11 protein-coding genes are annotated in these 13,255 nt (G+C 61.5%); 7 read left to right on the top strand and 4 right to left on the bottom strand.

What is annotated here, in order from left to right; translation table 11 throughout:
• The first annotated feature begins 59 nt into the window (after positions 1 to 59).
• From melA to ACU4F7_RS05060, 3 genes are all read left to right on the top strand, one after another.
• Positions 60 to 1,412 carry an alpha-glucosidase/alpha-galactosidase gene (gene melA, locus ACU4F7_RS05070; RefSeq protein ID WP_029592038.1) on the top strand — a complete coding sequence of 451 codons (1,353 nt, stop codon included), beginning with the start codon at positions 60 to 62 and terminating at the stop codon, positions 1,410 to 1,412.
• 82 nt (positions 1,413 to 1,494) lie between these two features.
• A complete protein-coding gene (gene melB / locus ACU4F7_RS05065) occupies positions 1,495 to 2,913 on the top strand; it encodes a melibiose:sodium transporter MelB (protein WP_481638174.1) in 1,419 nt (472 codons plus the stop codon).
• Between the two features lie 2 nt (positions 2,914 to 2,915).
• Complete coding sequence (locus tag ACU4F7_RS05060; protein WP_024555661.1) at positions 2,916 to 3,170, top strand: SemiSWEET transporter; 255 nt, start codon at positions 2,916 to 2,918, stop codon at positions 3,168 to 3,170.
• A gap of 70 nt (positions 3,171 to 3,240) precedes the next feature.
• On the opposite strand, the gene asr is transcribed toward ACU4F7_RS05060, so the two are convergent.
• From asr to mmuP, 3 genes are all read right to left on the bottom strand, one after another.
• The gene (gene asr / locus ACU4F7_RS05055; RefSeq protein WP_481638173.1) at positions 3,241 to 3,636 is read right to left on the bottom strand and encodes an acid resistance repetitive basic protein Asr; all 396 of its coding nucleotides are present in this window, start codon (positions 3,634 to 3,636) and stop codon (positions 3,241 to 3,243) included.
• 159 nt (positions 3,637 to 3,795) lie between these two features.
• Entirely contained in the window at positions 3,796 to 4,734 is a 939-nt protein-coding gene (gene mmuM / locus ACU4F7_RS05050; RefSeq protein ID WP_481638172.1) for a homocysteine S-methyltransferase, read from the bottom strand.
• A complete protein-coding gene (gene mmuP, locus ACU4F7_RS05045) occupies positions 4,721 to 6,124 on the bottom strand; it encodes an S-methylmethionine permease (protein ID WP_481638171.1) in 1,404 nt (467 codons plus the stop codon). Before mmuP ends, mmuM begins: the two co-directional genes overlap by 14 nt.
• A 305-nt stretch (positions 6,125 to 6,429) precedes the next feature.
• Between mmuP and fdhF the strand changes: the two genes are divergently transcribed.
• The 4 genes from fdhF to ACU4F7_RS05025 are packed head-to-tail and all read left to right on the top strand — an operon-like array spanning position 6,430 to position 12,317.
• Positions 6,430 to 9,402, top strand: a complete 2,973-nt coding sequence (fdhF, locus tag ACU4F7_RS05040) for a formate dehydrogenase subunit alpha (protein ID WP_481638170.1) — start codon at positions 6,430 to 6,432, stop codon at positions 9,400 to 9,402.
• Positions 9,402 to 9,887: a helical membrane plugin domain-containing protein gene (locus tag ACU4F7_RS05035; protein WP_481638169.1), complete on the top strand. Its 486-nt coding sequence runs from the start codon at positions 9,402 to 9,404 to the stop codon at positions 9,885 to 9,887. Before fdhF ends, ACU4F7_RS05035 begins: the two co-directional genes overlap by 1 nt.
• A gap of 17 nt (positions 9,888 to 9,904) precedes the next feature.
• Positions 9,905 to 11,317, top strand: coding sequence for a cytochrome ubiquinol oxidase subunit I (locus ACU4F7_RS05030; protein WP_481638168.1), 1,413 nt, complete (start codon positions 9,905 to 9,907; stop codon positions 11,315 to 11,317).
• On the top strand, positions 11,310 to 12,317 hold the full coding sequence (locus ACU4F7_RS05025) for a cytochrome d ubiquinol oxidase subunit II (protein ID WP_029592033.1): 1,008 nt from the start codon (positions 11,310 to 11,312) through the stop codon (positions 12,315 to 12,317). Before ACU4F7_RS05030 ends, ACU4F7_RS05025 begins: the two co-directional genes overlap by 8 nt.
• On the opposite strand, the gene ACU4F7_RS05020 is transcribed toward ACU4F7_RS05025, so the two are convergent.
• Positions 12,287 to 13,240, bottom strand: coding sequence for a GlxA family transcriptional regulator (locus ACU4F7_RS05020; protein WP_481638167.1), 954 nt, complete (start codon positions 13,238 to 13,240; stop codon positions 12,287 to 12,289). The genes ACU4F7_RS05025 and ACU4F7_RS05020 overlap by 31 nt on opposite strands.
• Positions 13,241 to 13,255 lie beyond the last annotated feature (15 nt).

Genomic DNA, 13,255 nt, shown 5'->3' with positions numbered 1-13,255 from the left:
GGATAGCGCAAAAGGGGCGTGCCACGCTAAGCAGACATCACCACACCAGGGAGAAAGCTATGTCCGCTCCAAAAATTACCTTTATCGGCGCCGGTTCCACGGTTTTTGTGAAAAACATCCTCGGCGATGTCTTTCAGCGTCCCGCGCTGAAAGCGGCCCACGTCGCGCTGATGGATATTGACGCCGCGCGGCTGGAAGAGTCGCATATCGTGGTCCGTAAACTGATGGACTCCGTCGGCGCGCACGGGCAGATAAGCTGCCATACCGACCAGAAAAGCGCGCTTGCCGACGCCGATTTTGTCGTCGTCGCCTTCCAGATTGGCGGCTATGAGCCCTGCACCGTCACCGACTTTGAGGTCTGCAAGCGCCACGGCCTTGAGCAAACCATCGCCGATACGCTCGGCCCGGGCGGCATCATGCGCGCGCTGCGCACCATTCCGCACCTCTGGCGGATTTGCGAAGAGATGACGGAAGTCTGCCCCAACGCCATCATGCTCAACTACGTCAACCCCATGGCGATGAATACCTGGGCGATGTACGCCCGCTACCCGCACATCAAACAGGTTGGGCTGTGCCACTCGGTGCAGGGCACGGCGGAAGAGCTGGCGCGGGATCTTGACCTCGACCCGGCTTCCCTGCGCTATCGCTGCGCCGGCATCAACCATATGGCGTTCTATCTGACGCTTGAGAAAAAGTGCGCGGACGGCAGCTACGTCAGCCTCTACCCGGAGCTGTTGCAGGCTTATGCCGAAAAACGCGCGCCGAAGCCTAACCTGCACGGCAACCCGCGCTGCCAGAACATTGTGCGCTACGAAATGTTTAAAAAGCTGGGCTATTTCGTGACCGAATCCTCCGAGCATTTCGCCGAATATACGCCCTGGTTTATCAAACCCGGACGCGAGGATCTGATAGCCCGCTACCAGGTGCCGCTGGATGAGTATCCAAAACGCTGCGTGGAGCAGTTAGCGAACTGGCGCAAGGAGTTAGAGGAGTTTAAAACGGCCGACCGCATCGACGTGAAACCCTCTCGCGAATACGCCAGCACCATCATGAACGCCGTCTGGACGGGCGAACCGAGCGTGATTTACGGCAACGTCCGCAACGATGGGCTTATCGACAACCTGCCGCAAGGCTGCTGCGTGGAGGTGCCCTGCCTCGTGGACGCCAACGGCATCCAGCCGACCAAAGCAGGCCGCCTGCCCGCGCACCTGGCCGCCATGATGCAAACCAACATTAACGTGCAGACGCTGTTGACGGAGGCGGTGTTGACGGAAAACCGCGATTACGTTTACTACGCCGCGCTGATGGATCCGCATACTGCCGCCGTTCTGGGTATTGAGGAGATCTACGCGCTGGTGGACGACCTTATCGACAGCCACGGCAGTTGGCTGCCCGCCTGGCTGCACCGCTAATGCCTGCACGGCAGCCGGGCCAACGAGCCCGGCTGCTTTCGCGCTCCCCCTGCCCGACACTGAAAGAGGCAATCGGTACCCTATGAGTATTTCAATGACAACAAAGCTCAGCTACGGATTCGGCGCGTTTGGTAAGGATTTCGCTATCGGCATCGTCTACATGTACCTGATGTATTACTACACCGATATTGTCGGCCTGTCGGTCGGCATGGTCGGCACCCTGTTTTTGATAGCCCGCATTCTCGATGCGCTGGCGGACCCGATCATGGGCTGGATTGTGGAGTGTACCCGCTCGCGCTGGGGGAAATTCAAGCCCTGGATCTTGATTGGCACCCTGACGAATTCCGCCGTGCTCTACATGCTGTTCAGCGCGCACCACTTCGAAGGCGCGACGCAACTGGTATGGGTCTGGGCGACCTACCTGCTGTGGGGTTTTACCTACACCATCATGGATGTGCCGTTCTGGTCGCTGGTGCCGACCATCACGCTCGACAAGCGCGAGCGGGAACAACTGGTGCCCTACCCGCGCTTTTTCGCAAGCCTTGCGGGCTTTGTCACCGCAGGCGTGGCGCTGCCTTTCGTAAATGCGGTGGGCGGTGCGGATCGCGGTTTCGGCTTCCAGATGTTCACGCTGGTGTTGATTGGCTTCTTTGTGCTTTCCACCTTCGTCACCCTGCGCAACGTGCATGAGGTTTACTCCTCGGATAAACAGGCCGGCGCCGGGAGCGACACGATGGGCCTGAAGCAGATGCTGATGCTTATCGTTAAAAACGATCAGCTCGCCTGTCTGCTGATTATGGCGCTGGCCTATAACACGGCGGCCAACATTATCGACGGCTTCGCCATTTATTACTTCACTTACGCGCTCGGCAATGTCGACCTCTTCCCGTACTACATGTCTTATGCGGGCATCGCCAATTTGCTTATTCTGATCCTGTTTCCGAAGCTGGTGAAACTCTTCTCGCGGCGGATTTTATGGGCCGGGGCGTCGATATTGCCGGTGCTGGGCAGCGGCGTACTGCTGTGGATGGCGATGACGGGTTTTACCCATGCGTTCATCATCTTGCTGGCGGGCGTGCTGTTTAGCATCGGCAAAGCCTTCTTCTGGGTGTTGCAGGTGATTATGGTCGCCGACACCGTGGACTACGGGGAATATAAACTGAACGTGCGCTGCGAAAGCATCGCCTATTCGGTGCAGACGCTGGTAGTCAAAGCGGGCGCGGCGTTCGCGGCGTACTTTATCGCGGTTGCGCTCGGTCTTATCGGGTATGTGCCGAATGCTGCCCAGTCCGCCGGCACCCTGATGGGGATGCAGCTTATCATGCTGGCGCTGCCTGCGATCTTCTTCCTCGTTTCGCTGCTGGTTTACTTCCGCTTCTACAAGCTCAATGGCGATCTGCTGCGCCGCATTCAGATCCACCTGCTGGATAAATACCGGCATGTCGATCGGTCGCCGGCGAAGCCGGATCGGGCGGTCACGGCTGACCAGGTCGGGGCGTAGGTATGGAATGGGTGAAGATAATCGGCTATCTGGCGGCGAGCCTGACCACGCTGTCGTTTCTGCCGCAGGCGATAAAAGTGCTCACCACCCGCAATACGCAGGGCATTTCGCGGATGATGTACGCCATGTTTGTCTGCGGTCTGGTGCTCTGGCTGGTGTATGGGATGTTGATTAACGACATCGCGGTTAGCGCGGCCAATCTGCTGACGCTGCTGCTGGCGTTGCCGATTCTGCTGATGACGCTGCGCCGGGAGTAAGCGCGGCTGAAACGCCACAAAAAAACACCCGGCGAGCCGGGTGTTTTGCGGGGGGACAAACGAATGAAACTTATGCGGCAGGCTGGGCAGCCGGTTTAGCGGCGGTGTGTTTTACCGCTTTTTTGTGATGCTTTTTAGCCGCCTGCGCTTTCTGCTCTACCGGTTTCTGCTCGGTAGTGGCAGCCGCTTTTTTGTGGTGCTTTTTAGCCGCCTGGGCTTTCTGTTCTACCGGTTTCTGCTCGGTAGTGGCAGCCGCTTTTTTGTGGTGCTTTTTAGCCGCCTGCGCTTTCTGCTCAACGGCTTTATTGTGCGCTTTCTTATGGTGCGTTTTCGCAGCCGGGGCTTTCGCCGGCGCGGAAGTGGTGGCGGTGGCGGCCGGAGCCGGCGCAGCAGCGTTATCCGCAGCGAAAGCGGCGGCGGACAGGCCCATGGTCGCAGCAACAATCAGTGCTAATACTTTTTTCATCTCTTTACCCTCAACGTTGTTTTGTTCGCTACCCCACTGCGGGGCCGTTGAGGTCACTATAGAGAAGCCGCGCAGCCGCTTCCGTGAGTGATTGGTATCGGCGTGTAACCGAATGTACAAGGCGGGAGAGCCGCCCCTTTCGGGGCGGAAAACGCGCATCTACGCGCGACGTTGACGGGCAAGCGCGGCGATATCCTGCGGCGTGGTGCGACAGCAGCCGCCAATCAGCTTCGCGCCCGCTTCCCGCCAGGCGGGCAGATAGTGTTCAAGCGTATGGCAGGCGTGGCCGCTGTGGCGCCAGGTTTTACTTGCCGCGTCATACTCCTCGCCGGAGTTGGGGTAAACCACCAGCGGCAGCGGCGTTAAGCTGTGCAGGTGAGAAAGCGCAGCGGTAGTTTTCTCAAGGGCGATGCAGTTAATGCCGAGCGCCACAATCTGCGGATTATCCTTCAGCGCTTCCACCACCTCGCCGAGCGGCGAACCGTCGCTGATGTGCTCGCTGTCGCGAAGCGTAAACGAGAACCACGCGCGGGCCTGCGGAAACTCCGTCAGCAGCGCGGCCAGCGCCCGCGCCTCGGCCAGCGACGGCAGCGTTTCGCAGGCCAGCAGATCCGCCCCCGCCGCCAGCAGCGCCGCAACGCGCGGACGGTGGAACGCGTTAAACGCCGCTTCGCTAAGCTGGTAGTCGCCCCGGTATTCCGCGCCGTCGGCAAGAAAAGCGCCATACGGCCCTACCGAGCCCGCCACCAGCAGCGGCGCGGCCTGCGGCTGTTCTTTAAGCAAGTCCTCCCGCGCCTGGCGCGCCAGCTCCACGCTGCGGGCTATCAGCGCGCAGGATTGCGCTTCATCCAGCCCGCGCGCGGCGAAACCTGCGGGCGTGGCCTGGTAGCTCGCGGTAATGGCGCACTGCGCCCCGGCGCGAAAGTAATCCAGATGCACCTGGTAAATCAGCTCCGGGTTTTCCATCAGCACTTTCGCCGACCAGAGGCTGTCCGCCAGGTTGCAGCCGCGCGCTTCGAGTTCGGTGGCGAGCGCGCCGTCCAGCACGACATAAGGCTGCTGGCTCAACAGCGCATCTAAAGGATTATTCAGTGGCATGGCGCGGTTCCTCACGGGTCTGACGCGTTGAAAAGGCGTGCGTAACATAATAGGCACCATAGCAGAGCGCAACAAAAGGCAGCCCGCACCACAGCGCAATGCGCTGGCTCGGGTCAAACGCCAGGCCCACGCAGGCCACCAGGCAGAGGATAAAGCCCAGTATCGGCGTCAGCGGGAACCACGGCGCGCGGTAGTGCAGTTCATCAAGCGCGCGCCCCTCGGCCAGATGGCGGCGGCGGAAAAGATAATGCGACGCGCAGATGCTCAGCCACACCGCCACCACCGCGAAGCCGGAAATGGCCGACAGCGCAACAAACACCGTATCGGGCGCGATAACGCTTGAGAGCAGCGCCAGCACGCCGCCCAGCATGCTCACCGAAAGCGCGGTCAGCGGCACGCCGCGACGCGTCAGGCGAGAAAAGCAGCGCGGCAGCGTGCGCTCGTTAGAGAGCGACCAGAGCATGCGCCCGGAAGCATACAGCCCGGAGTTCGCCGCCGACAGAATCGCCGTCAGGATGACAAAGTTAAAAATGTCCGCCGCATACGGGATGCCGACCTTTTCAAACACCAGCACGAACGGGCTTTTCACCACGCCCGCCTGGTCCATCGGGATAAGCGCCGCCAGCACCAGCACGGTGCCGATAAAAAAGATAATCAGCCGGGCGATGGTGGTGCGGATAGCCACCGGCACCACGTGCTGCGGGTTCTCGGTCTCCCCTGCGGCGATGCCGATAAGCTCCGTGCCGGAGAAGGCAAAGTTCACCGCCACCATGGTCATCAGAATAGGCAGCACGCCGTGCGGGAACCAGCCTGCCGCCGTGAGGTTGTGCAACAGCGGCGCGGGCGAGCCGTCTTTCATCGGCAGCCAGCCAAACATCGCCGCCCCGCCGAGCACGATAAAGGCGATGATGGTAATGACCTTAATCAGCGAGAACCAGAACTCCCCTTCGGCGAAAAGCCGGGTGGAGAAAACGTTAAGCGCAAAAATCACCACGCAGAAAACAAGGCACCAGATCCAGACTGGCACTTGCGGGAACCAGTACTGCATGCAGAAGCCTGCGGCGGTAAAGCTTGAGCCGAGCGCCACGGTCCAGGTAAGCCAGTAGAGCCAGGCCACCGTGTAGCCCGTGGCCGGGCCGAGGTAGCGCGCGGCGTAAACGTGAAACGCGCCGGTTTCGGGCATGGCGACCGCCAGCTCGCCCAGGCACTGCATCACCAGCCAGACCACCAGCGCGCCGATAAGATAGGCCAGCAGCGTGCCCGCCGCCCCGGTGGTGGAAATAATGTAGCCGGTGTTGAAAAAGAGCCCGGTGCCGATCACGCCGCCGAGCGAGAGCATCACCAGATGGCGGGTTTTCATGGTGCGTTGTAGCTGTTGCGATTCCTGCATATCACCTTCTATACGTTCAGACGTCTAAACATCCATGGAAGAACGTTATACCGATCTGCGCGGCAAATTGCAAAACCGCCTGTTTTCTCAGACGTTACGCCGTCTGTTTTCTGCGCGACTGCGCTATTTTTCGCGTTTCGCTTAGCCCATACCGTACATACTTCGCAACATCCCTTTCTGGCGAAGCCCTGATGCCATAGCTACCTTTAAACCACTATAACGAGAACGCATCCCGTCGGGAAAAGACGTTCTCATCAGCTGCGGCGCCGTTCGCCGACAGCCACTGGCAAGGTTGAGGAAGTATAATGAGTGAATCTCTCTGCACCCTGTTTTACGACGGGCGGCCGGTTACTGGCCCTGCGAATGTCCCGTTAATCGATTTTCTGACCGCAGGGGGCCTGACGCTGCCCCACGTCTGTTACCACCCATCGCTTGAACCGATGCAGACCTGCGACGTCTGCTGGGTCGAATACCAGGGCGAACTGGTGCGCGGCTGCACGCTGAAAAGCGCAGAAGGGATGGAGATAACCAGCCGCACGGAAAAAGCCCAGGCGGCGCAGCACGAAGGCATGGACCGCCTGCTGGCGAAACATGAGCTTTACTGTACCGTTTGCGAACACAACACCGGCGACTGCACGTTGCACAACACTATGGCGGATATGCATATCCCCATTCAGCGTTACGAATACCAGCGCAAGCCTTACGTTAAAGATCACTCCAACCCCTTCTACACTTACGACCCCGACCAGTGCATTCTCTGCGGCCGCTGTGTGGAGGCGTGCCAGAACGTCGAAGTAAACGAGACGCTGAGCATCGACTACACCATGGCGCACCCGCGCGTGCTGTGGGACGGCGGCGAAACCATCGCCGGGTCAAGCTGCGTGAGCTGCGGCCACTGCGTGACCGTCTGCCCCTGCAACGCGCTGCTGGAAAAAACCATGCAGCCCGACGCCGGGCCTTTCACCAGCATGAAACAGACGCTCAAGCGCCCAATGATCGATCTCGTGAAGGCGATAGAGAACAGCACCGGGGCGGAAATCATCACCGGCATTTCGGTGATGGACATGCACTGGCGGCAGCCGGAAATCAAACGCACCAAAACCGTCTGCACTTACTGCGGCGTGGGCTGCAGCTTTGAGATGTGGACGCGGGACCGCCATGTGCTGAAGGTGCAGCCGGTCGCCGATGCGCCCGCCAACGGCATCTCCACCTGCGTAAAGGGCAAATTCGCCTGGGATTTCCTGAATGACAAAGAGCGCCTGACCACGCCGCTGATACGCGAGAACGACCGCTTTCGCAAGGCGAGCTGGGACGAGGCGCTGGAGCTGGTGGCCCGCCGTCTGCTGCAAATCCGCGACCAGCACGGCCCGCAGAGCATCGGCTTTATCGGCTCCAGCAAGGCGAGCAACGAAGAGGCTTACCTGACGCAGAAAATCGCCCGGCTTATCATCGGCACCAACAGCGTCGATAACTCCTCGCGCTACTGCCAGAACCCGGCCACCAAAGGGCTGTTCCGCACCGTCGGCTACGGCGGCGACGCGGGCACCATTGATGACCTGCAAAAAGCGGAGCTGGTGATTATCGTCGGCAGCAACACCGCTGAAAACCATCCGGTTATCGCCTCGCGCCTCAAAGCGGCGAAAAAACATCACGGCCAGAAGCTGCTGGTGGTGGACCCGCGCCGCCACGAAATGGCCGAGCGCGCCGACCTATACCTGCGCATCCGCCCCAGTACCGATATGGTCTGGGCCTCGGCGATGTCGCGCTATCTGTTTGACAACGGCTACGCCGATAAGACGTTTCTGGCGAACCACGTCAATCAGGTGGATGAGTACCGCCAGTCGCTGGCGCCCTTCTCGCTGGAGTTCGCCGCGAAAACGACGGGCCTTTCCGTAGAGGAGCTGACCGCCGCCGCCGAGCTTATCGGCAACGCGGGTTCGGTTTGCATTGTCTGGGCGATGGGCATTACCCAGCACAGCCACGGCGCCGACACCAGCACGGCGCTCTCTAACCTGCTGCTGGTGACCGGCAACTACGGCCGCCCCGGCACTGGCGGCTACCCAATGCGCGGCCACAACAACGTGCAGGGCGCGAGCGATTTCGGCTGCCTGAAAAATTACTACCCCGGCTATGAATCGGTGAGCGATGAAAGCGTGCGCGCCAAATGGGCCAACGCCTGGGGCGTTGAGCCGGAGCGGCTCTCGCTTGAGGTGGGTTCGGATAACTTCGAGATGGTCGAGCATGCGCGCACCAGGCAGATTCGCGCCATGTACGTTATCGGCGAAGAGACGGCGTTTTCGGATGCCGACACCACCAACGTTCACGAAGGGTTTACCGACCTCGATTTTCTGGTGGTGCAGGATCTGTTCTTAAGCCGCACCGCGCAGTTCGCCGACGTGGTGCTGCCCGGCTGCCCGAGCGTGGAAAAAGAGGGCACCTTCGTCAACACCGAGCGGCGCATCCAGCGCTTTTACGAGGCGATGGCGCCGCTTGGCGACAGCCGCCCGGACTGGCGCATCCTCACCGACCTTGCCGCGCGCATGGGCCACGACTGGGGCTACACGCACCCTTCGCAGATCATGGCGGAGGCGGCAAGCATCGCCACGATTTTCGCAGGCGTAAGCTATGAGCGGCTCGAAGGGTGGAATTCGCAGCTCTGGCCGGTGAAACCGGATGGCGAGAGCACGCCGCTGCTCTACACCGACGGCTTTACCTTCCCCGACGGGCGCGCCGTGCTCTACCCGCTGGAGTGGCAGCCGCCCGCCGAAGCGCCGGATGAAGAGTATGACCTTGCGCTCAACAACGGGCGCATGCTGGAGCATTTCCAGTCCACCAACCAGAGCGGACGCGGCGGGCGCACGATGTCGCTCTCGCCGGACTGGTTTGTGGAAATCAGCCCGCAGCTCGCCGCCGAACGCGACCTTGCAGAGGGCGACTGGGTGAAGCTCACCTCGCGGCGCGGCTCGCTGGAGGTGCCGGTCGTGGTGACGGACCGGGTAGCTGGCGGCTCGCTCTTTATCTCGATTCATCAGGGCAAGCCGGGCATCAACCTGCTTACCGGCGAACATCACGACCCGGTGGTCAACACCCCGGCCTACAAAGAGCTGGCGGTGAAGCTCGAGAAACTCTCCCGCGAGCCGCATCCCTCTCCCCTGCCCCGGCATAATTTCCGCTATGGCAAGCGCACCCCCATCACCCACGTGCCGGTCGAGGCGAAATGGCAGCGTGACGACTATACCCCGCCGCCCGCACAGGAACCGCATCCGGAGAAATTTTAATGGCTAAATCAATTGAATATCAGGTGGAGCCGCCCAAAATCGGCCCCACCGCCGAGGAAGAACTTCAGCGCCTGTTGCAGACGCTGCATGAGCATGGCGTGCTGCGTCTCGCCAACGATCTGGTGGCGTCCAACAACGAGTGGATGCAGGTGATCGTAAGCGGCCTGAGCCGTAAAGGCTCGCTGAACACCATCCAGAACATCTCGGTGCTGCTGCTGGCGCTCTCCACCATTCCGCCTGAGCGCATGTATAAACTCGCCTTCGGCCTGCGCGATTTTATGGCCGAACTCAGCCGCGAAGAGCAGGAGGAAAGCGCGGGCAACAGCGCGCCTGGCGCGCGCGGCGCCTGGAAAATGCTGCACGACGACGAACTCTGGCAGTCGCTCACGCCGATTCTCAACGGCATGAAGGCGTTCTCCCGCCGCATGGAGGAAGAGGTGGATAAACCGATTTCGTCGTTCAGCGGTAAACCAAGCGACGCCTGAGTTTCTGCGGAGGAAGCATGATAAGCCAGGAGACGGCTTTACTACTGGCGCGCAGTCAGTTCGCTTTTACCATCGGCTTTCATATTGTGCTGGCGGCGTTTACCATCGGCCTCGCGCAGTGGCTGATGCTGCTGGAGGGGCTGTGGCTGTGGCGCAAGCAGCCGGTTTACCTCAACCTCTATAAATACTGGAGCCGGGTTTTCGCGCTTAACGTGGCGGTCGGCGTGGTGACCGGCGTGTTGATGGAGTTCCAGTTCGGCACCAACTGGGGGGCGCTTGCCAGCCGCGCCGGCGCGGTAATGGGGCCGATGATGTACATGGAGGTGCTGATCGCCTTTTTCCTTGAGGCCGGCTTTATGGGCGTGGTGCTGTTCGGCATGGGCAAGGTGCGCCCGTGGGTGCACTTCTTCGCCACCTGCGTGGTGGCGGCTGGCTCCATTTTCAGCGCCTTCTGGATACTTTCCGCCAACTCCTGGATGCAAACGCCCGCAGGCTTCATCACTGGCGCGGACGGCCGTTTTCAGCCCGTCGACTGGTGGGCCGTTATCTTTAACCCCTCTTTTCCGTATCGTTTCGCGCACATGACGATAGCCGCGATGCTGGCTGCCGCCTGCCTGATAGCCGCCGTGGGAGCATGGCACCTGCTAAAGCATCCCGATAACCGCGGCGCGCGGCTGATGTTCTCCTGGGGCCTGTGGTTGCTGCTGGCGGCGGCGCCGCTTCAGGCGGTGGTGGGCGACCTGCATGGCGAGAACACGCGCGATCACCAGCCGGTGAAGCTCGCGGCGATGGAGGGAAGCTGGAATCCGCCGCCGCCAGGCCAGGGGGAACCGCTGCGGCTCTTCGCCATTCCGGATATGCAGGCGCAGCGCAACCATGCCGAACTGGCTATTCCCAATATCGGCTCGCTCTATCTGCGCCATAACCTTTCCGGCACCATCCATAGCCTGAACCAGTATCCGGCGGATGAGCGCCCCTGGGTGCCGGGCGTGTTTTTTTCGTTTCGCGCCATGGTGGGGCTGGGGCTGCTGATGATCTTTTTCGGCGTGGCCGGGCTGGTGACGCGGCTGCGCGGCAAACTGTGGAGTGCGCGCTGGCTGCAGCGCGGCATGGTGGCGATGGCCCCGGCGGGCTTTTTCGCCATGCTGGCGGGGTGGCTGGTGACGGAAACCGGACGCCAGCCCTGGACCGTCTATGGGGTGCTGCGCACCGCGCACAGCGCCTCGCCTGTCGCCCCTTCGCTGGTGTTAACCTCGTTTATCGCCATCGTGTTGATTTATCTCGCTATCTTCGCCATCGGCCTCTGGTTTCTGCTGCGTCTGCTGGGCAGAGCGCCGCAGGGCGATGAGAAAGAAGCCAACGCCGAAGTGGCGGAACAGACCGGAAGCGGCATTACGTCGCAGAGCATAAGAGGACGCTACGATGCTTGAGGTTGCCCTCTCCCTGCCGCCGCTCACGCTGCTCTGCGCCATGGCGCTGGCCTGCGGCGTGCTGATTTACGTGCTGCTCGACGGCACTGACCTCGGCGTGGGGCTGCTGGCGCCGTTTCAGTCCACCGACGCCCGCCAGCAGATGAACCTCACCATTCTGCCGGTATGGGACGGCAATGAAACCTGGCTGGTGCTCACCGCTGGCGCCCTGCTGGCGATGTTTCCCGTCGCCTTCAGCATTCTTTACAGCGCGCTTTATCTGCCGGTTTACATCATGCTGCTGTCGCTTATCGTGCGCGGCATGGCGATTGAGTTTCGCCACCAGCGCCCGGCGCTTTTTGATGCGCTGTTTATTGCCGGCTCATGGGTCGCCTCGTTAAGCCAGGGGGCGACAATGGGCGCGTGGATCGAGGGGATCAGCCATAACGGCCAGCACTTCACCGGATCCGCCATGGACTGGCTCTCGCCTTTCTCGCTTTACTGCGCCGTGGCGCTAAGCGTGGGATACGCGCTGCTGGGCGCCTGCTGGCTTATCTGGCGCTGCGAAGGGGCGCTTGCCACCTGGGGCCGTCGTCAGGCGATGCGGCTTGCCCCGCTTACCGTCCTGCTGCTGGCGGCGCTGGTGGTGTGGACGATGCAGTTGCAGGAGAGCTACCGGCTGCACCTGCTGGCGTGGCGCTACAGCGGGCCGCTGGCGCTGATCGCGCTGCTGGCGCTGGCGGGGCTTGGCGCCGCGCTGCGCGGCAAACGGGCGTTTTTGCCACTGGCCATGACGCTGACGCTGTTTGTCGTCGCCTTCGGCGGCATGCTGCTGGCGGTGTTTCCTTATTTATTGCCGCCCGACCTGCTGCTGACCCAGGCCGCCGCGCCGCCTGCGACCCAGAAGCTGATGCTTATCGCCTTCGGCGCGTTTGTGCCCGTCACGCTTATCTACAACAGTTGGGGCTTTTGGATCTTTCGCGGCAAGGTTCACGCCGCGCGTGAAGAAGAGCGCCCCTGACGCAGCGCCTGCGGCGGCACGCCGAAGCCGCGCACGAAGACCTCGCGCATATGGCGGCGGTCGCGAAAGCCCGCCTCGCGGGCGATGGCGTCCATCGAGAGACGGCTTTGCTCAATCATCAGGCGCGCCGCCTCCAGCCGTAAGCCTTCAATGGCTTTTGCCGGAGATTTGCCCGTCTCTTCGCGAAACAGGCGGCTGAACTGGCGCGGGCTTAAATGCACGGCGCTGGCGAGATCCTCCACCGTCAGCGTGCGGCTTAAGTTTTTGCGCGCATACTCCAGCGCGCTCTGAATACGATCGGACCGCGGCGAAAGCGCCAGCATCTCGGAGTGCTGCGTCTGGCCGCCGGAGCGACGGTGATGCATCACCAGCCGGTGCGCCACGGAGCGCGCCACTTCCGCGCCCAGATCTTTTTCTACGATGCCAAGCGCCATATCCAGCCCTGCCGTCATGCCCGCCGACGTCCAGACCGCGCCGTCGGTAATAAAAATGCGGTCTGATTCAATAAGCGCCGTGGGTACTCTGGTTTTTAACGCTTCGGCGTGCGCCCAGTGGGTGGTGACGCGCTTGCCGTCCAGCAACCCCGCCTCGCCCAGCACAAACGCCCCGGTGCAGATGCCCGCAATGCGGCGTGAATTAAGGCTCGCGGCTTTCAGAAAATCGACCACCGCAGGCGTTGGCGGCGCTTCCAGCGGGTTTATCACCCCGCCGACAAGCCAGGTATCGGCACGCGTTTGCTCGCTTAACGGCTGGCTGCTGACCGTGACCCCGGCCGACGAGCGCACCGCCCCGCCCGCTTCCGACCAGGTCTCCAGTTCGTAAAAAGGCTCGCCGATCACCAGATTAGCGAACTCAAACACCGAGGGCGTCGAGAGCGCCAATAGCTGAAAGCCGTCCGCCAGTAAAAAGCCAATCTTGTGCATGCACGCCTCCGGAGC

It is taken from the genome of Franconibacter pulveris (genome assembly GCF_056780215.1).
The sequence above is the reverse complement of the archived record's forward strand: the minus strand, read 5'-3'. Positions and strand labels throughout refer to the sequence as shown.

Coding starts and splice junctions, on each gene's coding strand:
- melA (WP_029592038.1), top strand. CDS start 60: ATGTCCGCTCCAAAAATTACCTTTATCGGCGCCGGTTCCACGGTTTTT.
- melB (WP_481638174.1), top strand. CDS start 1,495: ATGAGTATTTCAATGACAACAAAGCTCAGCTACGGATTCGGCGCGTTT.
- ACU4F7_RS05060 (WP_024555661.1), top strand. CDS start 2,916: ATGGAATGGGTGAAGATAATCGGCTATCTGGCGGCGAGCCTGACCACG.
- asr (WP_481638173.1), bottom strand. CDS start 3,636: ATGAAAAAAGTATTAGCACTGATTGTTGCTGCGACCATGGGCCTGTCC.
- mmuM (WP_481638172.1), bottom strand. CDS start 4,734: ATGCCACTGAATAATCCTTTAGATGCGCTGTTGAGCCAGCAGCCTTAT.
- mmuP (WP_481638171.1), bottom strand. CDS start 6,124: ATGCAGGAATCGCAACAGCTACAACGCACCATGAAAACCCGCCATCTG.
- fdhF (WP_481638170.1), top strand. CDS start 6,430: ATGAGTGAATCTCTCTGCACCCTGTTTTACGACGGGCGGCCGGTTACT.
- ACU4F7_RS05035 (WP_481638169.1), top strand. CDS start 9,402: ATGGCTAAATCAATTGAATATCAGGTGGAGCCGCCCAAAATCGGCCCC.
- ACU4F7_RS05030 (WP_481638168.1), top strand. CDS start 9,905: ATGATAAGCCAGGAGACGGCTTTACTACTGGCGCGCAGTCAGTTCGCT.
- ACU4F7_RS05025 (WP_029592033.1), top strand. CDS start 11,310: ATGCTTGAGGTTGCCCTCTCCCTGCCGCCGCTCACGCTGCTCTGCGCC.
- ACU4F7_RS05020 (WP_481638167.1), bottom strand. CDS start 13,240: ATGCACAAGATTGGCTTTTTACTGGCGGACGGCTTTCAGCTATTGGCG.